Source organism: uncultured Nostoc sp. (assembly GCF_937863485.1).
Classification (GTDB): Bacteria; Cyanobacteriota; Cyanobacteriia; order Cyanobacteriales; family Nostocaceae; genus Nostoc.
The window spans coordinates 61952-84561 of record NZ_CALMFY010000131.1 but is presented as its reverse complement, the minus strand read 5'-3'; the positions used below and the strand labels follow the sequence as shown (position 1 = coordinate 84561).

Annotated in this window: 15 protein-coding genes and 1 pseudogene; 5 read left to right on the top strand and 11 right to left on the bottom strand. The window is 43.2% G+C overall.

Annotated elements, in window-relative coordinates; all coding sequences use genetic code 11:
- Positions 1-110, top strand: a pseudogene (locus tag Q0541_RS17705) (photosystem II protein D1); the annotation flags it as partial.
- Between the two features lie 198 nt (positions 111-308).
- Here the strand turns inward: Q0541_RS17705 and Q0541_RS17700 are convergent.
- Positions 309-1172 (bottom strand): SHOCT domain-containing protein, encoded by an 864-nt coding sequence (locus Q0541_RS17700; RefSeq protein WP_298912737.1) that lies wholly within the window; start codon positions 1170-1172, stop codon positions 309-311.
- A 393-nt stretch (positions 1173-1565) separates the two neighbouring features.
- Between Q0541_RS17700 and recR the strand changes: the two genes are divergently transcribed.
- On the top strand, positions 1566-2123 hold the full coding sequence (gene recR / locus Q0541_RS17695; RefSeq protein WP_273764321.1) for a recombination mediator RecR: 558 nt from the start codon (positions 1566-1568) through the stop codon (positions 2121-2123).
- Positions 2124-2670: 547 nt separating this feature from the next.
- Here recR and Q0541_RS17690 read toward each other — a convergent pair.
- The 3 genes from Q0541_RS17690 to Q0541_RS17680 all read right to left on the bottom strand — a co-directional run bounded on the left by Q0541_RS17690 (position 2671) and on the right by Q0541_RS17680 (position 10740).
- A complete protein-coding gene (locus tag Q0541_RS17690; RefSeq protein WP_298912722.1) occupies positions 2671-6519 on the bottom strand; it encodes a tetratricopeptide repeat protein in 3849 nt (1282 codons plus the stop codon).
- Positions 6520-6690: 171 nt separating this feature from the next.
- A complete protein-coding gene (locus tag Q0541_RS17685; protein ID WP_298912719.1) occupies positions 6691-7386 on the bottom strand; it encodes a hypothetical protein in 696 nt (231 codons plus the stop codon).
- A 423-nt stretch (positions 7387-7809) separates the two neighbouring features.
- Positions 7810-10740, bottom strand: coding sequence for a DUF4347 domain-containing protein (locus tag Q0541_RS17680; RefSeq protein ID WP_298912716.1), 2931 nt, complete (start codon positions 10738-10740; stop codon positions 7810-7812).
- Positions 10741-11437: 697 nt separating this feature from the next.
- On the opposite strand from Q0541_RS17680, the gene Q0541_RS17675 reads away from it, so the two are divergent.
- Complete coding sequence (locus Q0541_RS17675; RefSeq protein WP_298912713.1) at positions 11438-13579, top strand: DNA polymerase III subunit gamma/tau; 2142 nt, start codon at positions 11438-11440, stop codon at positions 13577-13579.
- Between the two features lie 60 nt (positions 13580-13639).
- Here the strand turns inward: Q0541_RS17675 and Q0541_RS17670 are convergent, their stop codons facing one another.
- On the bottom strand, positions 13640-15046 hold the full coding sequence (locus tag Q0541_RS17670) for a glycosyltransferase family 2 protein (RefSeq protein ID WP_298912710.1): 1407 nt from the start codon (positions 15044-15046) through the stop codon (positions 13640-13642).
- 732 nt (positions 15047-15778) lie between these two features.
- Here Q0541_RS17670 and ebsA point away from each other — a divergent pair.
- Entirely contained in the window at positions 15779-16153 is a 375-nt protein-coding gene (gene ebsA / locus Q0541_RS17665) for a type IV pilus biogenesis protein EbsA (RefSeq protein ID WP_298912709.1), read from the top strand.
- Between the two features lie 129 nt (positions 16154-16282).
- On the opposite strand, the gene Q0541_RS17660 is transcribed toward ebsA, so the two are convergent.
- The 6 genes from Q0541_RS17660 to Q0541_RS17635 form a co-directional block, all read right to left on the bottom strand.
- On the bottom strand, positions 16283-17104 hold the full coding sequence (locus Q0541_RS17660) for a PEP-CTERM sorting domain-containing protein (RefSeq protein WP_298912706.1): 822 nt from the start codon (positions 17102-17104) through the stop codon (positions 16283-16285).
- Positions 17105-17328: 224 nt separating this feature from the next.
- Positions 17329-17472 (bottom strand): hypothetical protein, encoded by a 144-nt coding sequence (locus tag Q0541_RS17655; protein ID WP_298912701.1) that lies wholly within the window; start codon positions 17470-17472, stop codon positions 17329-17331.
- A 148-nt stretch (positions 17473-17620) separates the two neighbouring features.
- A complete protein-coding gene (locus tag Q0541_RS17650) occupies positions 17621-17818 on the bottom strand; it encodes a ribbon-helix-helix protein, CopG family (protein ID WP_298912699.1) in 198 nt (65 codons plus the stop codon).
- A gap of 156 nt (positions 17819-17974) precedes the next feature.
- The gene (locus tag Q0541_RS17645) at positions 17975-18955 is read right to left on the bottom strand and encodes an AbiJ-NTD4 domain-containing protein (RefSeq protein WP_298912696.1); all 981 of its coding nucleotides are present in this window, start codon (positions 18953-18955) and stop codon (positions 17975-17977) included.
- 392 nt (positions 18956-19347) lie between these two features.
- Positions 19348-19698, bottom strand: a complete 351-nt coding sequence (locus tag Q0541_RS17640; protein ID WP_298912693.1) for a DUF5615 family PIN-like protein — start codon at positions 19696-19698, stop codon at positions 19348-19350.
- Positions 19695-19985: a DUF433 domain-containing protein gene (locus Q0541_RS17635; protein ID WP_298912689.1), complete on the bottom strand. Its 291-nt coding sequence runs from the start codon at positions 19983-19985 to the stop codon at positions 19695-19697. The genes Q0541_RS17640 and Q0541_RS17635 overlap by 4 nt, the downstream gene beginning before the upstream one ends.
- Positions 19986-20237: 252 nt before the next feature.
- Here Q0541_RS17635 and Q0541_RS17630 point away from each other — a divergent pair, with 252 nt between their 5' ends.
- The gene (locus Q0541_RS17630; RefSeq protein WP_298912686.1) at positions 20238-22157 is read left to right on the top strand and encodes a GTPase family protein; all 1920 of its coding nucleotides are present in this window, start codon (positions 20238-20240) and stop codon (positions 22155-22157) included.
- Positions 22158-22610 lie beyond the last annotated feature (453 nt).

Genomic DNA, 22610 nt, shown 5'->3' with positions numbered 1-22610 from the left:
ACCTGGGTATGGAAGTAATGCACGAGCGCAACGCTCACAACTTCCCCTTAGATTTGGCAGCAGGTGATTTTGCTCCTGTAGCTCTTACCGCTCCTGCTATCAACGGTTAAATAGTAAAGTTTAGTTAAATCGAAAACGCTCTCTGGAAACAGGGAGCGTTTTATTATTTGAACCTATATTGGGCTGTTTTAATCCTTGAAACCCATGAAATCTAAATTAACTGCTCACATCATCTTTGCAAGTCTGATTCAATTTCATATTGGTTAAAGTAAGCGATCGCAGCCGCAATTTACTTTAATTGCTGGCTTTTAGACAACCAGAGCTAATTTTTTATTCTCAAACTCTTCACAAGTAATGATTCCAGCATCTCTAGCATTCTCAAGCTGCTTGATTTTACCTGCAAGTTCAGATTCTCTTTGAATCGCTGCTTTCTTGCTTTCGTACTCCTCTTGTGTCAGAATTCTGGCAGCTAGAGCAGCATTGAGCTTAGAAATCTGGGCATCCAATTCCGAATTAGAAGGCTCTCGCATCAATTCAGCCTTCTTCATCTCAAATTCACTTTGACTCAAAATTCCTGCATCAACCAAGCTCTTAAGTTTTTCCAGCTTTTCTTCAGCCCCGGCATTTTGCTGAGTAACCCGCACCTGACCTTCAATTTCTAGCTTTTTGGCATTGTACGCAATCTCATCAATGAAACCCTGGTCATAGGCGTCTTTAAGCTGCTTAAGTTTTTCTTCCAAAGTGTTTTGAGTCTTTAGAACAACTAACTCTTGAACAGACTTAGCTTTTTCGCCAAACATGACCTTCTGATCAATAAAATTCCACAGATCACTCTCAATCTTTTTCGACCAGCCTGCGGCAAGACCACTAACAAGCAGAGTGGCACCACCTGTCAATACTGCCGCAACACCACCAGCAGTCAAATTCGATGCCCATTCTCCAGTGCTGAGTTCCACAGAAAAATCTTTCGGTTGTCCTTGAATCAGAATGTTGAATGCTCTAGATGCACCAACCGCTTTCCGCCACACCTCAGTTTTTGCAGCTTGCAAGAACCAAGTTCCGTCTGTTTTATTGGTCTGTATCTGATAGCCTTGTCCACTAAACCACGTTTCAATATCTCTCAACAAGGCATCTAGATCACGGTCTTTATCTTGGTAGGTCTTCTTAGTCATAGTATGTCTCTTCTTAATGCTTACTGTGTAGCCAAAGATTTTTCAGGCTGTCTAGCTTATGATTCCCTACATCTAAACTGCCCTAACTTTTATGACGTGATTTTTTGCAGTTACACTCACCATAAAGCGAAAAGATGGACAAGCTTCAGACAGAGATACTTGATCATTAAGGTTTAGACCAATTGCTAGAAGCAGCTCTAGCGGTTTAGCTTATCGATGGTTTATACCCGGATTTTGGAATCTAGCAAACGGGGTGTGCATACCCCGCTTGACCTCTAATAAATTAAATGAGCAATCCAAAATTCTGTAAGAATGTCATCATAGTTAAGGTAAAAACATTCTGGAGATAAGACAACGGTTTACGCACGCCCTTTAGCACGGTTAATTGAGCAATTGCAACGGCTGCCAGGAGTTGGCCCCAAATCTGCCCAACGACTGGCTTTGCATATTTTGAAGCGACCAGAAGCAGAAGTAGAAGCTTTAGCACAAGCTTTAATTGAGGCAAAAAAACAGATAGGCTTGTGTTCTGTTTGCTTTCACTTATCTGCTGAACCTGTTTGTGAAATTTGCCGCAATCCCAACCGTGACAACAACACTATCTGTGTCGTAGCAGATCCCCGCGATGTGATTGCGCTGGAAAAAACCCGCGAATACAAAGGCAAATATCACGTTTTGGGTGGGGTGATTTCCCCAATTGATGGAATTGGGCCAGAACAGTTGACTATACTGGCTTTGCAGCGGCGGGTGAGTCAGCAAAAACCTCAAGAAGTGATTCTGGCAATTAGTCCGAGTGTGGAAGGGGAGACTACGACACTGTATGTCGGTCAGCTACTGAAACCATTTACTAAGGTGACGCGGATTGCCTTTGGTTTGCCTGTAGGTGGTGATTTGGAGTACGCCGACGAAGTGACCCTGGCAAGGGCATTGGAAGGACGCCGGGAGTTAGATTAGGCTTAATTAAAAGTTATAAACTTTAGATTCAAGCCTTCTCCACTACTTAGTGTTGGTGACTCAATTTTGGATTTTAGATTTTAGATAAGAATTCAGCACTCAGGAGGAGGCAGTGCGCCCTAGCGGTTCCCCGACTTGTACTCTTACGGGGATCTTGCTACGCGCAGCCTCTCCCTTATGAGAAGCAACTGCCGTTCAGAAGTCAGAATTTATAGAAGGTTTAATATCACAAGTAAATTCATGAGTAAAGTAAATTAGCTCCTGATTCTTCCACTATTGTGACTGCTGAATTCTTACGATTTTAGATTGACCAGAAAGAAAAAGGTACAAGCCCCTAAATTTATTTATAGAAAATAAAAAAAATGTATTTCGAGACATGTAGTACAAGAAATACTACGTCAGTTGACTCAGAGCAACTAAATTTATTTATGGCGTTCAAAATGTTTGATTTTTGACTTTTGACTTTTGACTTTTGACTTCCCCGTTCGCGTAGCGTCCCGTAGGGAAGGGGCTGACCTTATGAATTATTTTGACAAGTTTCAAAAGATTAATTTGGCTTACCCGTAATCGTGAATGCTGCCCAGTAGTAAGGATGATTATAAAGATTTTTATCTGATGCCATTTTACTATTTCTATATAGCTGTGTCGCTAAATAAGTTTGAATTCGTAATTCTTCAGGATGCAGATTATTCAAGATATCTTCATACCATTTTGTCAGTTCTCCAGCAGTTAGTTCTTTCAACCATCGTGTTGCTTCAGCTAAGGCAGTAACTGCTGATTTATTAGGCTGTAATCGTCGGTAAAACTCGATCATTACCAAGGCACTAGCTGAAGATTCTACACTCCAAAGAGTACTCACTACATGAGCAACGCCCTGACTCACAAAACCACTCACTAAACTCACATATTCGCTGCTGATAGTGTGGTTGCTAGTACTTAAATTTTCACAGGACGAGAGAGTAATAAGGTTGTAACTTGCTAGATTTTGTTGGCAGATTTCATCTAAAGTAAGTTTGTTTTCACCTGCTAATGCTAATTCTGATTTTTTAGGTTCAGCCAAATTATTAATGACACGACCCGTAAAATGGAAGATGTTGTAATTATTAAACAAGGCGTTTTCGACAATAGTTTTCGTAGCTTCTGACCCTTGAATTCGTTGGAGATTATTGAACATCTGAATAACAACTTCAGACTCAAGTTTGGCAAATTTCAATGTAGGATAACCTGCACTTTCAGGATGTTCAACACTGAGCAATAATTGATTTTGCCACTGCAAAATATCTTCAGTTTTTATTGATAAACCTATTTGGGCACTAGGCAGATAGGTGACGGTAAAATTTGATTCCACATTCGGCAATTCTTCCTGGGATGGAGAAGAGAGATGGAAAAGGGTATGAATGGGCAATCTGTACAAGTCACGGTGAGGAATTAAAACCAGTTGGGTGATGCCTTCGAGTTCCTGTGCAATTGTGGAAATATTCAGGATGTCATACAGTTGCACTAGCTTCTGTTCCATATCAACTCGCCAAGAATGCTGGCTTTTACTTTCTTTGTCTTGGGCCGTGCTGCGATATTCTTGGTATTGTTGATGCCAATCTTCTAGCCAACTTTCAAATTCAATTAGGCGTTGCACTGCTTCGGGTAGCGGCAATTCATTTAGACGGATAGCGTCTTCTCCTAAAGGTATTGCCCCAGGATCTTGCATGGGTGTAAACAGGAGGATGGGTGATGGCGCTTGGTCTTTAAGAATAAATGTGTGTAGGGCGACTGGACTAATATGCCAGTAAATAATTGCTGTTGTGGGATTGAATAGTTGTTGAATTGCGCCATAATCAGGTGAGTAAATCTGATCATTCCAGCCAGAAAGTAGCCAGTTTAAACAAGCATTTTTGCCTTGTTCGGCAATTTCCCAGGCTTCAACTAAATCACCAGACTCTACAGCTAAATCAACTGCCAACTGCTTAAAGCCTGTAAATTTCAAAGCTAGCTGTTTTTTACTTTCGTCAGAGCGAGTTTCTTCACTCAATAATTGTCGCAATAAATCTGTGCCGCGTTGCTGTAATTCTTGAACTTGTGTTGTTTGTCCCAAACCCATCAGCACTTTACTTAAAGATTGCAAAACCTCTAAGTGCAACTGCGGAAAATATTCTAGTGTCAGGGTTAACAGGGCCTGATGATACTCAGATGCAGCTTTGCGCCAATAATCGCGCGTATTGGTATGTTTTTTGCCTTGGTCGTAGTAAGTATTACCGATCGCAACATGCAATCTACCCCAACCTTCTGGGTGGGTATCTGTCCGCAGATGCTTTAATCCTTCTTCGTAGCTGGCTAACTTTCCTTCGTAGCCGCCCTGTTGTAAGGCGGGATTTGTTGTTATACTACTCGACAAATTCAGCAATCCGTCAGCATTCACTAAGTTACCGACGGCGGTTCCACGACCAATCCAAGCTTCCCAATAATCTTGTTTAATTTGCAAAGCGTTGTCATAACAGGCGATCGCTTCGGCAAATTGTTCTAAATAAAACAGTGCTACTGCCTGATTATACCAAGCTAAGTGGAAGTCGGGTTTAATGGCGATCGCTTGTTGATAGGAGGCGATAGCTTCAATGCGGCGTCCTAAATTGTCTAACGCTATACCCCGGTTGTACCAAGCTAAGTAGAAGTCGGCTTGAACTGAAAGTGCTTTGTCCCAGGAGGCGATCGCTTCTGACCACCTTCCTAAATTAAACAGGACTACACCCCGGTCTATCCAAACTTCGTGGTAGTCTGGGTCAATTTCTAGCGCTTTGTCATAAGATATAATCGCCTCTGCAAATTGTTCGCTTACAGCTAGGGCTATGCCTCGGTGATACCAGTTTTCCTGGTCTTCTGGTTCCAGATGCAGCGCTTGATCATAACTAGAAATAGCTTCCGGTAGCCAACCTAACTTTAGCAGTGCCAAACCTTTGCTAGACCAAGCTTCTTGGTAGTCTGGCTTAATTTCTATGGCTTTGTCAAAAGAAGCGATCGCTTCTTCAAAGTATCCTAATTCTCCGAGAGTTCCACCCCGGTTGTACCAAGCTTTGTAGTAGTCGGGTTTCAGTTTTGTGGCGGTTTCGTAAGATGCGATCGCTTCATCAAAACGTTCTAAATGAAACAGCGTTAAGCCTCGGTTAAACCAATATTCAGAAAATTCTGGTTGCAGTTTGATAGCTTGGTCATAAGATGCGATCGCGCTTAACAAATCACCTGTTTTAGCTTGGCTTAGACCTTGGTAAAACCACGTTTGAGCCTGGGTAATCGGATTATCGCTATGTCGCTCAATAATACCAGGAGAATTGCTGCTTTGAACTGCCAAGTTAGAAGCAAGTTGCTGGACTAAATTGGTACTTTGATCCAACCTCACCCACAACTCATCTAAGGTATTAGCTACATTTGGCTCTAAATTGGTCAAAGTGTTATCCCAGGTTTCCACTGAGTCAGACGTAGCTAATTCAGTTCTTTGTCTAGTGGAAAGGAGATTTGCTGGTGTCTTAGTTGAAGTAACTCTCTCTTCATCACCGAACCTCAGTTCGGCTAATGAGGTGATTGAATCTTCCGCTGCGGGGAGAGGGAGATTTTCTCTGATTGTGGCTTGGGCATCTTCTCGTTCATACTCCAATACCAGTTCCTCTAAATTCTTGGTCAATCTTTGCTCAGAAGAGGCATTTTCGGGCGCTGGCGTTATTGCTTCAATATCTGGAAGATCATATTCCCATAACTGCTCACCTAAGCTACGGATTAGCTCTTGCCCAGGTGTAGTCGGGAGAATTTCTTCTGTGGTTTCTACGACATTTCGCTCATCATCCTCCCATAACTGATCGCCCAAATTGCGGATCAGTTCTTGCCCTGGAGTAATTTCTATTACATTTGGCTCGTCATATTCCCATAATTGTTCGCCTAAATTGCGGATCAGTTCTTGCCCAGGAGTGGTTTCTGTGCCATCTTGCGCCTGATTCTCCTCATACTCTATCTGTGTAGGTGAGTTTTGCATCAGCCGGATGCCAATGTCATAGGCAACGTCTCCAATTCTGCCAATACCAAGTTCCCCCAATTGCACCATCTGTGTTGCTAATAGAGGATTCGGCGTTGGTGAAGCTAGCAAGCTTTCACCAAACATCACCAACCAATCTATCCAGCGTTCAGCCGAAATGCGATTTTCGACCCGTTGCAGATACCTCAATGCCCACTGTTGTCCTCGTGCTTGATGCACGCCTTCTAGCAATTGGATAAACAATTGTTCCAGATCCGCATTGGTTAGTTCTGGTAGTATCTCCACCAGATTGTGTCTTCTCCCACGCTTGAGAGAACTAGTCTGCTTACTTTTAATGAGGCGCTTTAAAAACCTTTTAAGCGACTGTGATATCCGCCTGAGCATCTGCCACACTCTTGGATTTTGTTTTTCTAGATTGTAGCTATCGTTGTGTTAAAAAAATCATCAATTACGTAAAAACTAATTAGATCCGGATAGCGCATCCGTAGCAGGTTAGCAAAAAATATACAAAACTTCAAGAGTACAGCATTACAACGTTACAATTCCCAAATTCAACTAATTTTCTGTTTGCTCTGTAGTCGATTCACCAGCAGGATATAATTGATTAATCAATGCCTGTACAAGCACTTGGGGATCATCTGTTTCAACGGCAAGCTGTTGAGCAATCTGCTGGCGTAAGCTTTCATCCTCCTGCAACATTACAAACAACTGTTCTAGGGTGACAGTTTGGTATTCTCCCTCCGGGAGGTTCTCTGGCACATCTGCTGACTCTAATATTGGGGCGGTTGGCTCAGATGGTATCGTGCTAACAGCATCTGGTCCTTCATATTCCCAAATTGGTTCACCTTGATTGCGTGTCAACAACTGCATCCCGATACTATAGGCAACATCTCCAATTTCTCCGATGCTTAACTCACCCAGTTGCACCAACCGCACAGCTATTTCATTATTGGGTGTAGGTGATGCTAGCAATCTTTCACCAAAGCGCCCTAACCATTTAACCCAGTCTTCAGTTGTAATCCGATGTTCAATATTATGCAGCCACTTTTGGGCCCATGCTTCCCCTCGTGCTTGATGTACTCCTTGCAACAGTTCGGTGAAGAGAAATTCCAGATCCGTATCGCTTAGGGGTGGTGCTGGTTCTTTTTCGACATTCCTCCTAGATTTTGAGGCAGTCTGTTTTCTACCAAACAAGCTCTGAAAAAGCTTTTTGAGCCATTGAAATAGCCGCTTGAGCATCTGCTGCACCATCGAATATTGCTTATTTTAAAATTGTAGCGATCGCACTGGACTATGGCGCTAGTTCAGTCAATAAAATGTATATAGCGGTTCCCATTCAGATGCGGTACAGCATTATATCGCCAGGCGTAGGGGCACGGCAATGCCGTGCCCCTACGGGTGTACCTCACAAAAGCGAGAACCGCTATAGACAGAAAATCTCTTTTTTACTCTAGGGCATTGGGCATTGGGCATTGGGCAGAGGAGAAAGACTTACTGCAATTTTCCCTCTGCTCCCCCTGCTTGCCTCAACAAATAACTAAACTCAGTCCCATTCGGCTTTAGCCTTTACTACAAACCTTTAATTATTCACACTCACTTACTTGAACCAATGGTGCTTAACAACGTTGCTTAACATTGGCTCAACTGAGTATAGGCGATGTTTAATAATTTAGACTAAGCGATAGTCAGATTGACTCCGACAATCATATCGTTGAAATCTTTGTCACCACCACTTGCTAAATCCTCAAAGCCAAAAACATTATTCCCTAACAAGCGAATGTGATCTACTTTATCAGCGTTAGCTCCCAAGAATGGGAAGTAAACTGCTGGATCGTTATTTGAATTGCTATCAAGTAAAGCATCAGGCGTACCATTAGCAATAATAAATGGTACAAAGATAGAACCTGGCTGGAAAGCTCCTGTGGAAGTCGCACTACCTTGATTATTAACTGTCAAGTCAATGCCTGCAACCCGCCCACGAACTGCGGCTTCAGTATAACCAGCCTGTCCGGTGAGAATATCTGCTTTGCCATCTCCGTTAGTGTCAATGCCACCATTTTCATCAGCTACTTGATAGAAGCCGATGAAATTATTGAAAGCTGCTTCTCTATTGACGACAAAATCAGCTTTTACCTGACTTGTGACACCGCGCAAATCAATCACTTCTCCTTGGGAGTTTCCTTGCAGATTTGTACCCAGAGGTAATGAATCATTTGTGGACTGAATTTTTACCACCAGATTATTGAAGTCAGCAGCGTTATTACCAGAGCCATCTTTCCAAGCAAGGGAAAAGTCATCATTCCCCAAGTCTGTAATCTTTTGCGTTAAAGGATCAGAAAATAGTATGTCTGTGAGTGAAGTTACTCCAGTCCGTACAGCATCAGTTGTGCTATTTTTCACCAAATAAAATCTGAAGTTCTCACCGGAGTTAAATTCCAACAGATGTGTCAAATTGGCGGTATTAAACCCATTGGGAAGATTGGCAATAGCAGAGAAAATTACCTTAGCTCGGTCTAAAGCTGCTTGGGCATAACCTGCTGCGCCTGGAGCAATACCATTGATATTACCTTGAGCATCGTCAACGGTAAACACTCCTATTTCATTTACAAGATTAGAGCTTTGTCCGGTGAGAGTAACTTGAAGTTTTGATTTGCTACTGCTATTAGAGATTTTAAAGATATCATCCGCAATTTTTGAAAGCTTGAAGGTAGGCGCATCATTTCCTGTGTCTAGGCTAAAGGTGCCAGTTGCGGGGGTAATGCCACCCTTGCCATCGATGACGTTGTAGTTAAGGCTAACTGTACCCTTGTAGTTAGCAGCGGGGTTAAAGGTGTAAGTTCCATCGCCATTGTCAGTCAGAGTGCCATTGGTAGGAGTTAATCCAGAAACGGAAAGGGTATCATTGTCAACATCGGTGAACCCTTGTAAGAGTTGAACGGCAGTGATGGCATAAGCGGTATTTTCTGTACCATTGCTGAGGGTGGCTGCTGTTGCTGTGAGGGTGGGTGCGTCGTTGACAAGCGTGATATTGATAGTTGCGGTGGCACTTGCCGTCTCGCTGGCGTTGTTTTCAACGGAAACAGTCAGGGTCTTCGATGTGTCGGGGTTATCGGAAGTGTTGTTGTACTGAACCCTCCGAGCGATGGTGGATAGATGAGTGTCGTTTAGAACTGGAAGCGGCACTGCCTTGGTAACGGTCACGTCGTCGATGTAAAGCCGTGCCCCTGCACCCCTACCGCCGCTAAAGTCGTAAGTACCAGCAACGAAGACGAACTTATACTCACCAGCCTTGGAGAGGGTAATTGCCTTTGTTGCCCAAGTAGTGGAGGCATTGCCACTGCTACCCGTCTCGTTCAGAATAGTCTCGATGTAGCCAGTGTTGACATCAACGATGTAGCCATAAACGTCATAAGCATCAGCGCCACCCTGAGCCTGCCATTCAAAAGATACCTTGTCGCCAACTGATAGGTATGCCGTACTATTGCTGTAGATGTAGGGCCCGCGAACGATATCATAGCCTTGGGCGGTCGTGATTCCCGAACTCGTCAACCGGACGGAATTGCCAGACCCATCGTCCTGAGTAGAATCGAGGACTGTTGTCATACTGCCAGGGTTCGCGGCCGTATTTTTGTCGGCGTTGGACGCGTTTGCCGGAATAGTCGTGTCGATGGGCGTTGGCAAGCCAGCGATGGTATCGATACCGAATTTTACCTGTTGGTTCACGCTAGTCCAGCCCGGTATGGTGGTACTTCCAGGCGAACCGAGATTAAAATTGCCGTTCTTGAAATCGTCGTTGGAGAAGTTTATCCGCAGCTTTTGACCGTTTTGACCGTTGAACGTCGGGTCTACGCTGCCGACTACTGCTGCTTTAGTCCCATTGCCGATATAAACCGTATCACCAAAAATGGAAATTTCACTGTTGACGATGGAAGGGCTTCCATCGGTGATTAGCGTCAGATTGTCGAATGAGGTCGGGGTGCCCAGACTGAACTCGATATAGCCGCCCTTGTAGTCCGTACCCCCTGAGAAGCTTATATCGTTGTCCAAGACAATGGCAGGAGCCTGCTCGGTATAGGATGAATTGCTGAGGTTGTTAATGCTCGGTGTCAGTCGTCCCATCCAGGTCGCCAGCACCGCTTCATTGAATGGGGCAGGTGCGTTTGTTCCTGTCGAGCTAACGTCGAGCGACCAGTAACCATTACCAATTACCTGGCGCGACGCAGCTACCTCTGCTCCAGTCAGTCGATGCAACTTCTCTATAAACTCTTCGCCTGCATCGCCAGCAGCCACGTTACAACCATAGAGATGGAGAGACGGGGAGGTGGAGAGAGTGAACCAGGTTTGAAGTTGTGACGTGTAGTGGTGCAGGGTATCAAGACACAGTCGGGTGTTGCGTAGGTATAAGCAACCGGGGCTACCATGAGAAACAATGTGAACTGTATTAACTTCTGGACGGTGTTGCAAAATTTGGGAAATTTGGGCTACACCATCTTGCTCACCAGAAAGGACGTGCGCTTCAATACCAGGTAAAGCTCCCTGCAATAAAGTCTCAATATCATTAACAGTCGCATCAATAAAAAGTAGTTGAGTCGGTTTGTAATTCATGTTGTAATTCATCTTGGGGAAAATTTTCGGTTTACTAATTAAATATTGCTGACTGTTTGCTATTTAAAAGCACACGTAAATAGCGTCCTGATTCTTTGTAGAATAAAGACAAATACTATACAATTGCTACTGTTATGGAATGCCTGAAAATCTTTAACTAAAGAAACCTCAAAATGTTAATTTATGTAGCCTCAGCCTCTAAGTCACAAGTTATTAGGAGTAGTTTTAAAAGGCATTTTTTTTGTAATTTATGTAAATCTAACGATACTTTTACTTTTAAACTACAGTATAAACACTTAAAAAATTGCGTTTCTATTCTAAGTATAGATTGAGTATATATAAGACTTACGCACTGAAGCCTGAAACGTAGATCCCCCTAGTCCCTTAAGGAGGTTGGGCGATCTGAGTGCGTAAGTCCTGATTGAGCAATAGTTATTCTTCCCTACTCCCAATTTTTCTTTATAGAACAAATGTACTAAATGATATGCTATAATTCCCATACATTGATCTTGAAATCATAGTAGAGGATATGCTCTGGCTGCAAGTTTCCTGAGTGCCAAAATTCACGGCATTAGTTGAGTCTTGCGCTATGGCAAAATCGACAAACAAAGCAGGTACGAGAGTTTAAAATAGTTGAATCCTAAACTCGACTCGGTGCTAGTAATTAACTTTGAAAGGCATTGAAGTCTATATTTTCATGTCTTACGAACCCCTGCACCACAAATATCGCCCCAAAAGTTTTGCTGAACTGGTGGGCCAAGAGGCGATCGCTACCACCCTCACGAACGCGATCGGCACATCCAAAATCGCCCCCGCCTATTTATTCACTGGGCCCAGAGGTACGGGGAAAACTTCTAGTGCCCGGATTCTGGCTAAATCCCTCAATTGTCTCAAAAGTGACAAGCCCACTGCTGAACCCTGCGGCGTGTGTGAGGTTTGTCAGGGGATCACCAAGGGCTATGCCTTAGATGTAATTGAAATCGATGCCGCTAGTAATACTGGTGTCGATAATATCCGTGAGTTGATTGAAAAAGCCCAGTTTGCTCCTGTGCAGTGTCGCTACAAGGTTTATGTAATCGACGAGTGCCACATGCTCAGTACCCAGGCATTTAACGCGCTACTAAAAACACTAGAAGAACCACCGAGACATGTGGTTTTTGTGTTGGCGACAACAGACCCGCAACGGGTGTTACCAACGATTATTTCGCGCTGTCAAAGGTTTGATTTTAGACGGATTCAATTAGAGGCGATGGTCAAGCATTTAAGTGCGATCGCATCTTATGAAAACATTCATATTTCAGCCGACGCTGTAACCCTGGTAGCCCAACTTGCTCAGGGAGGGTTGCGGGATGCCGAAAGTCTACTTGACCAATTGGGTTTGTTAGCGGGTGAAGTGACACCGGATAGAGTTTGGGATTTGGTTGGGACAGTGAGCGAACAGGACTTACTGGGGCTTTTAAATGCGATCGCTCAAGATAAACCCGAAGCAGTTCTGGACTGTACCCATAAAATTCTAGATCGTGGGCGAGAACCGCTAACTCTTCTGCAAAATCTTGCCGCCTTTTACCGCGATCTACTGATTGCCAGAACAGCACCCAACCGCCACGATTTGGTTGCTTGTACTCAGCAAACCTGGACAGCGCTGGTTGAGTTTGCCCAATACTTCGATATGAGCGCGATTTTAGCAGGACAGAAACACCTGCGAGAAGCTGAAGTGCAAATTAAAAATACCACCCAGCCGCGTTTGTGGTTAGAGGTAACATTACTAGGATTGTTACCCAGTGCGACGAATATTCAGCCACAAGCCCCAAGTGTCGCGCTGCGAGTTAACACACCTGCTGTATCTCCAAGCTATCCTCCAGCAGTTGCCCAAAATCACGCCGTCTCTTCTTTACCTCCAGCTGAACCGCAAACAAATCATAATTCTGCATCTCCCAATCACCTAGCAGCTGCCCAAAATCAGCCCGTCACTTCATCTCCCGCAGTTGAACGGCAAACAAATCACAATTCTCACCTAGCAGCTGCCCAAAATCAGCCCGTCACTTCATCTCCCGCAGTTGAACGGCAAATAAATCACAATTCTGCTGCTAACTCAGTTTCACCACCAACCCCAGAACCTGTATCTGTTCCTGTGCTGCTTGCGAAAATCGAACCAGTAACTTCAGAAGTTGTTGAAGAAGCAGAATATGACTTAACTCAGGTTTGGCAACAGGTGCGTGCTAATTTTCCGATGCCTTCCAGACAAGCTTTATTGGGGCAAATGTGCCAGCTAATAGAGTTTAACGGTACTGTAGCGCGTATTGCTGTCAAAGGTTCTAAATGGTATGAAACACTTAAATCTGATCTGCCGATGATGAAGGCAGCTTTCCAGCAGACTTTTAAGCATGAAGTTCAGGTAAATCTGGAACAAGTAAGCTCTGTAACTCCTACCTCAGCTAGAAAAGCTCCTCCGCCAAAAGACTCTACTCGCGTTCAGCAACCGCCTACTCCCAGTTACAACCAGCAAATTCCACCTTCAGCGCCAGTACCACAGCCAGCAACTCCACCACCGGCAACAGCACCAGTAAAAACCGAGTCGGTAGCAAGGAATGGAAATGGGGTAAATGAAAATGGGGCAAATGGAAATGGCGTAAATGGAAATGGGGTGCAAGCTTTGCCTACAGCGCCAAAACGAACACCCCCACCTGATTGGGAACCTGACGAAGTAGCGATCGCAGCTCAACGTCTAGCAGAATTCTTCAACGGACAAATTATCCGCTTTGCAGAGGATTCAACACAATTCTCTGATTCTGTAACTACACCTGAGTGGGTAGAGGAATCAGAAGTTGATGATGAATAAAAAAATGCAAAATTATTTTTGCTAATTTTGCATTTTAAATTTTAAATTCTCCGTTGGGGACTATTCCCCATTCCCAGTATGCAAGGTTTTCACCCATTTCAAGCGCTTTGGTCTTACCGACATGCGGGCAGTAGTACTGCTCATGACCACTAACCAGTGCAACATATATAAACTGCCACGCAGGGTTTGCACCAGCATCAGAAAATATGTAGAAAGAGAGAATTTCTGATCTTGACGTATCCGCCTTAGACCTGTGTACATTCCCACCATCGACATAGTAACGGACAAGCCTGTGATCGGACTTAACATTGGTGGACGATGACGGGCGATCGCCATTAGTAAATCTGGTACTGTTGCTGTCGGCAAGATATACATAATCAGCATAAAAATCAGCAAATCCCAGCTTTTGCGCCATCCCATGCGGTTTTTGAGAATTAAATCCCAATAATCCAAATAGCGTTGATATCCGCCTTCTGCCCAACGGTTGCGCTGATGCCAGAGTGCAACAGCACTTGTCACTCCTTCTTCTTGCACCGCTGGATGAAAAACACACTCAATATCCCATTTTTCTAAATGTAAGCGGATTGTCAAATCCAAATCATCGGTAATGGTTTCCTCGTTCCAGCCACCGCAGCTTTCCAAGGCTGAACGCCGGACAAATTGACCATTGCCCCGCAGTTCGCCAATACCACCAAGGGCAGTCCGCTGTTGCTGAAACCAGGTATCAAGTGCCATTTCTGCCATTTGACCCTTAGTCCAAAAGTTTTCTTTAGCGTTGGCGATCGCTTTTCGCACCTGCACCGCCCCTACCTTTTCTCTTTGAAATAAAGGTATTACCTGTAGTAACAAGTCTGGTGTCACTTGGGCATCAGCATCAAATACTGCTATAATGCCGCCCTTTGTCAGCGGCAATACCTGATTCAACGCCCCTGATTTGCCACCACTAGCTTCTGCTGAACGCCTTAATACTTTCAGTTGTTCGTGTTTCTGTTCTAGTTCTGCTAATAAATGTGGCGTGCTATCACTGCTGTGATCGTCAATGATCCATACTTCGTACTGCCCACCTGGATATTCCAGATTACAAAGATTATTGACTAATTTAGCAATTACCGTTTCCTCATTTTTCGCAGCCACTAGCACAGATACAAAGGGCAAATCTCCCTGTATTTCTTTTGGATAGCGGCGGGATTTAGCAAACACTACCACCAAAGCATGAAATCCTAGAATGGTGGTCAGTCCTAGAATTAATATGGAAGCCCAAGAAACTAAATGTAGAGCGATCGTGCCACTCCAGACGATAGTCAAGACTAGAGCGGCTTTGCGTCTACGACCTTGAAACTGGGATGTTAGAGACACAGGTTCTGTCTCAGACCCTGACTCCTCATCTACTGATAGGTCAGATAACAAGGAGTTGAGCGAATCAAGCTCTTGATAAGAATCTTCTTCGGGCCAGGAATTCGCTGGCATAGGTTAGTTGATTTAAAAACCAGTATTTGTCTACAGTTAGTAATTTTACGGACAAATATCCCCAAGCTACTTTTCCCGATATTAATCGAAATGGGCAAACTGCAATACCCGCTATCCCTAAGCTACAAGCCGCTGGGACTACCTTTATTTTCACCGCCACTGTGCTTAATTACCTTGTGTTAACCACCTTTGCTACTCTTAGACAGAGGCTTAATTCCTTTGATAACCACTTGGGTAGGAAGCTTGTAAAGTCGGACTTTCACTAATGGAAACTCCAGATTAGGAAAAGTGATCACAAGATAGCAGCAGTTTGTCGTTGCCAGCAATAGCAATAACGACATCCACCACTTTCCAGTGAGGATTTTTAGTGTTATTGCCCCCAGCTTCGATAAAAGTTAATGCAGCATCATTGTAACCGAAATTTTAATATTTCTTAGCAGTAACTTCATTTATGGGACATTGGGCATGGGCTATGGGTCAATAGTTCTTCTTCCCATGCTCGCCTACTGTGTGCTTTAGACACATTTTTTTGGGAATACTACTAAGAGCTACTAACGCTCTTTTATATCTCTGATGAGAGAAAATAAGATGCTGACCGCTTTATCAACAAAGCCAAAAAAAATCCTTGTTTGGAACCAAGCACGGAGAAACAAGGTTTTAAATATTCTCTAATGAGAGTAATAAAAGAACGCTAATATCCCAGTTGCTAACTAACTTGAGGAATATTTAACAATGTCTATTGAGCAACTCCAGCCTGTCACTCAACAACAAGCCAGTGTTTACTTACCTTATATTCAGGGCGCTAGGCGCAATTTCTTACCCTATGCCATCAGTCTTTATCAAAAAGGGGTGTTGGAGGGACAGCGGAAGATAGAAGCCAGTGAGCATGTCCCCTTTGTCGCCTCCTGGAATGTTGGTACTTTACCCTCAGACTTAACGCGTTGCCGAATCCAGTTTGATGGCAACGCTGATCTAAGTTACGAACTGATGATGGCCAGTTTCGAGTTTATTAATTTTTTAATTGAACTTATGGACAACTATAAACGTCATCGTGCGACCGATTTTTCACAACTGTTTTACCGCAAGCTACTGCGTATAGACGATTGATTAAACTCAGCCGGACTTTTGCAAGTTCGGCTTGTCTTTAAAAACCTAATACCTATTCCCGCACTTCGCGCAACGGCGCGAAGTGCGGGAATGATGTTTCAAAGCCTGTTAATTAATAAAAGAGGGGTTTTAGTCTACTTTACGACTTTTCAAACAATGTCTTAGGATAGATGTCTTTTTTCTTTTCAAAACTATACCAAAACCAGCTACCATCAAGGTTCCTAAAACGCTAGCGGGTTCTGGAATAGAAGTTTCCTCTATGGGTACTTTGATTCTTAAATTTGCCAAGGTAGCGTTAGTTATGGTCAAGGATCTTACACTTGGCAAACCTGGGATATCGGACTGAAAATCAAAGACTGTGGGAGTTAAACTACCATTGCGATTGCTATATCGTTCCCCATATCCACTCACTTCAAAAGTTCCTTGATACTGCTTTCCGGTGTTTGGATCGATGACAGTACCAGTGTAGAAAGCTTTTGTAAGATTAAATTCATCCTGAACTACTCCTTGAAATGTGGTTCCTGCCAATTGTCCCTGGTAAAGAAAAGGTGTCAACTGACCACCAGAGAGAACCGGCGATGTGAGAACACCATCAAATGAGACAATAGGAATACCTTTAAAGTCAACAAAGTAATGCAGATTTCCATCAGAGGGTGTTTTTACTTGTAAATAGTCTGACTGGTATACAGGAACATAATTAGGATTATTATTAGTACCTAAGTTCCGGTAATAAGTTCCAGTGTCATCCGTATCAATACGAGTAATACTATTATTGAAATTAGGATTATTTCTGGGAAGTTCGATAGTTCCTGATAATGTACCTGTGCTTTCAATTGTGATGAATTGAGTGGCAAAAGCACTTGCTCCACTAAAAGCGATCGCCACTGCTGCTAAACAACTGCTGCTAACAACTGCAAAACCTAGCTTAATCCCTGATGAACTCACTTTCATTAACAAATTGTTCCTTTAATGGCTGATGGTAAATACACTTAATCTGCGGAGATCCATTGCAAATATTTCTCCAGTATGATTTATTATTCCCAACGTTATGATCGAAGTTTCATCGGTAACAAAAACCCTTGTCAATCCCTATATTGATTCTTGGTTTTGTGGAGCGTGTCGGAGACAATAACCTCATTACTCAATTTAAATCTCGTTTCATTATGAGAAGGTGTTTAAATAGTTCTAAGATTTAGCCAGAGCCATTCAGTAAATTCTTCACGCCCTAAATCACCAGATGCTAACAGTAAGACAACACGCTCCTGTTCTTTGATTGAAGCATCAATTTCCATCCCATTTAAAACAAGAAATATTTCCATAGCTGCGTGACCAGTACGCTTATTACCATCTTTGGTTGCGCGACAGCAGACTCTAAAGCATCAAGGTTGCGTATACCCAATGCGCCTCCAAACTGCTCTATAACCTGACGATGCAGATTCAGGACTTCCACCACCGTCAGGTAACGTCTCATGCTAAACGTCGGTATAATTCGGCATTTTTATTCAGCACATAGTTGGCTGCTTGAGCAAACTCGCTCGTCGGCTGACTGAGCCAGTCTTCTATCCTGGCACGTAACAAATCTTCAAGCGAGATACCATTCTCTTGTGCTAATGCTTGCAGCTTCTGCAATTGTTCATCAGAAATATTGATCGTGATGAAAGCCACTGCCTTTGCTCCTTAAATGCTAGAAAAGTGTAGCATTACTAGTATTTTAAGTTTTATGGCAAGCGATCGCTATCTTTATTGTTGCTTGCGATCGCGGAGGGTGTCGAAGATAATCGCTCCTCATATCCCAAAATATAATTAAAAAGCGATCGCACTTTAAATCTTCGATTTCAGGTAATTTATGAAAGACGTACATGAAAGTAAAAAGTACTTTGCATCAGCAATAGTTAGATCAGGCTCAGTCAACATAGCATGTCTGATACCTCCCTCATCACTTGTATATCCATATAGATTTAAAAATGAATTTTTTAAAGCGGGATGTAACTTATTAGAAACTTCCAGAACTTTCAGGGCTTCTCCTAAAGTTGCCTTTGGTTTTCCGGTAATAGCTTTTGCAAGACTTTCAACTGCGGAAATAGATTCTTTTATAGAGTTTCTGTAGTCAGTATTTTCTTTGTCACTCATTAAAGCAAGGGAGCGCTTCAAATGGCTGGACACAGCAGGAAAATTTTTATCATCTACTGCTTGCTCAAGCATTTGAATTTCTTGCTCATTGGTGATATCTGTGAATACACCTCCGACAAATCTATAACCTGCGAGTTCTCTTTCTAATACAAAGTTTATATCTTCTACAAGTTCTGGAGTTCTGAAATAGTTGATTGTAAACGCAAGAAAATCATAAACTTCATTATATTGGCACTTTTGGAAATATTTTAGTAACCAGTTTACAGATGCTCCTGATTCTCTAGGCAAGTTATCCAAAGGATACTTAAAATAGTTTCTCCAAAGATATTTAATAAAATTATCTATATCTATACCTGAATATCTCATAATCGCAAAACTTAATTTTTCTGAGTACTCAAGTAAGAAATTTGCACTTAAAACATTCCAAAGAGAATTCCGTAGATCATCATTCATACTATCAATTTGGATAATCTCAGATATTGGCTTCAAGCCTCGTCGTTGGCTAAAGCTCTTGGCTGAAACCTCATCTGCGAACATTTCAGGTAAATGTTGTTTCGCCTCGCATTCAGCAATTTTTTCAGGATCATGTATATGACAGTATCCAGAAGAATTAGCTTTGAGCTTACATTTTTCTCCAGATTTAGTTATTGCCTTGCAATTAGCTGATGACATGCTAGATCACATCGAGGATATCTTTATTAAGATAGCAGTTTTATTAATGAAGCCTAGTGTTAATTAAAACGCTGACAGTAGTCTAAGAGGATGTTTGAAAAGTCTAATTTATTACTAGCCCTGGCGACTGGAAGTCGCGGCTATACAGACAAAACCCACCTCCGTGGGTTAAAAACCTTGATTTTTCGTTAGTCCACGTTCGCGTAGCGTCTCGTTGGCGCAGCTTCTCATAGAGAAGAGAAGGTGGACTTCGTTTGTGTAGTAGCGAATTCTATTCGCCCAATACTTTTCAAACTATAGGACTTACGCAAAATATCTCTGAAACTCTGATTTCTCCGTGTACTCTGCGCCTCTGCGGTTCGTTATTCCGTAACTCGTGCGTAAGTCCTACTCTAAGAGCTTTTATCAATACAAGCACTCAAAAATACCAGTTGGTTTACCATATCTTCAGCCGAATGAGTAGCAACCAACTTGAGTAACCCTTGTAACTGTTGCCCTACGGAATAGCGTTGCTGTTGCAACAAGATAATGCCAGCATGATTTCTCTCTGTGGCTAAAAACTCATTATGTAAGCAGCAAAAGTCTCTTCGGTTGTAGCTATATATGGCACGCCCTTGCTCTGTTGCCCAAATTAGCTGCTCATTATCAGCCACTGTCACTACATCCAAGTTTGCATTACAGAAAGCTTTGATTAGGGACTTCTCAACACTGTCCTCATCTAAATACAAACGAATTTGGCTCACTGTCTCTTCGGCGTGTATTCAGCTTCCAAACGGTCATATTCTTCGATTTCTATGGCAATCTCCGTGTCAATTACTTCTTTATTAACATAGTAGTAAGCTAGCGCTGCATAAACTTGTGCCAACATTAGCTGTGGTCTTTGGACAACTATCTCTTCCGGTTTCATCCCTGCGTTAAAGTCGATCGCAATATTGTGTACTGTAATCCGGTGTCCCGCAATCCGAGGGCGACCACCACAAGTTCCCGGTGTGCTGACAATCAGCGTGCCAATGTCGGTAATAGTTTGCATAGCTTGTTTACTAAATTTTGCTCCCATAAGCAACTGAGCAATTTAAAACTTCTTCTAATCTAGAAATATAAATGTCCAGTTGTTTATTTAGCTACCCACAGCAAAACAAAACATTTATCCTTAATAATTAGGAGTCTAGCACTAATCCCAGAATATCAAACATCCTGGCTAGATTGGAGACGATAGACTTTTTATAAGAGTAATTTTTGCAAAAACTCGAATTTCTCAACATTTCAAAGCAGGTATAGGGCAATGGTGCGATTAAAACCGTGGCAGTGGGTCGTCTTAGCAATCCCGATCGCTTTCATTATCATTTTCTTATTAGTAGCCGCCGGTTCACAAATTCATGCGTGGGGCATTAATTGGATTTGGGGTGTGTTCACCCTTTTATTTGTGGGTTGGCGCTGGCTGTTGGTAAAATGGACTCAACCTGCTGTTAACCAAGTGGAAGCTGTATTAACCCAAGTCCGCGAAGAACTGGAATCGACAGCAGAGGATACAGTAGGGCCACGAGTGGGAAGTGATGTCACAAAGCTTGCAGAAACCGCCCTCCAAGATATTCTGCAAGCAGCACAGAGCGATCGCCCGATTTGGGAAGACTGGCAAACCTTTTGGACACGATGCCAGGATTTGGTTGTAGCGATCGCTCGTATCTACAATCCTCAAATTCAATATCCCCTGCTGAACATTTACGTCCCCCAAGCTTATGGGCTGATTCGGGGAACGGTGGATGACATGGATCAGTGGATGCAAAAGTTATCTCCTGTCCTTTATCAGGTGACGGTTGGACAAGCATACCAAGGATACGAAGTCTACCGGAAGTTGGAACCATCGGCTCGGAAATTCTGGAAAGCTTGGAACTGGGCACAGTGGGTTTTAAATCCGGTGGCGGCGGTAGCAAAACAAGTCAGTCAGGGTTCTAGTAACCAGGCAACTCAGCAATTATTAGGGAATTTGAGCCAGTTATTCCGGGAAGCTGCCCTGAGGAACTTATGCCGACAGGCGATCGCTCTCTACGGACGTGGGACATTACCAGCTTCAGCAACTGCTGTTTCCACCCCAACTCTACCCAAGGTAAAAACCCAAACACTCCGAGAAATCCTGACTCAAGCTCAACCAGCCGAGGCAGTTGAGCAAAAACCTGTCAATATTCTGCTGGTGGGGCGCACAGGATCGGGAAAAAGTAGCCTGATTAACACACTATTTCAGGCGGATTTAGCAGAGGTAGATGTTTTACCCAGTACCGATCGCATTCAGAATTATCAATGGCAAACTCAAAGTGGGGAAACCCTGACGCTTTGGGATACACCTGGTTACGAACAAGTCAACCGTGCGTCTCTCCGAGACTTAGTGCTTGATTATGCCACCGATGCAGATTTGCTGCTGTTAGTTACCCCTGCTCTCGATCCTGCACTACAAATGGATGTAGACTTTCTGCAAGATATGAAAGCAGAAGTTGCAGATTTACCTGCGATCGCGATCGTTACCCAGGTAGATCGTCTGCGTCCCATCCGCGAATGGCAACCGCCTTATGATTGGGAATGGGGCGATCGCTCCAAGGAAATTGCGATTCGCGAAGCCACTGAGTATCGCGCCAAACTGCTAGGAAACTTCTGTAATCTAGTTCTACCTGTGGTTACAGCTGACAGCAAAACAAGTAGAATTGCTTGGGGAGTGGAGGCGCTATCGTTAGGATTAGTGGATGCGATCGCACCTACCAAGCAACTCCGTCTCGCCCGCTTTTTGCGTAACCTTGAAGCCCGCACCATCGCCGCAGCCAAAATCATCGACCACTACACTTTCCAGATGACGACAACACAGGGACTAACGGCATTACTCAAAAGTCCCGTTCTCCAGTTTGTTTCTACCCTCTCAACCGGATCTCCAGCCCTAGCCTATATGTTGGCAGAGCAAATTCCCGTGGAACAGTTGCCGATTGTGATTGGCAAACTCCAAATGGGATATGAGCTTTTCTCGCTCTTGAATACAAGCAACTCTAACTCGCTCAACTTTGAATTGGTATCCCTCTGGCCGCTACTACTGGAAAACTCCGCTTCACCCGATCGCAACGCCTGGGCATTTGGTCACGCTCTAGTGGAGTACTGGACTCAAAATTTGACAATTAAACAACTTCGGGAGCGATTTGAGTATTATCTATCGATTGCCAAATAATTTGTCTACGTTGAGGAAATAATTAGGACTTACGCACTGAGAATGTAAAATCAAGGTTTGAGATTGCTTCTCTACGAGACGCTTCGCTTGCAATGATGTAATTTTATTATGGTGCGTAAGTTCTATTAATGTCCATAAGCGATATCTAAGAAGGACTGTGACGCTCCAAGACTCGTTGGCGCAGCCTCTCCAAGAGTTGAGAGCAACTCTTGGAAACACTACGCAAACGCTATCGATGACACATGTTGCATTTTCTCGCAAATGATACGTTTAAATAACGAGTTTACTAACTACATTCACTCGCTATATTAAACAGTAGAAGTTGGATTATTCCTACGTAAATACTGAATATTTACCCAGCAGCCTTAAAGATATTTATACTCATAAAGAGGAGAACAAAAAATGCGGTAACAGGTCGTACTTTTAACATCAAAGTTAAGATTACGATTAAGA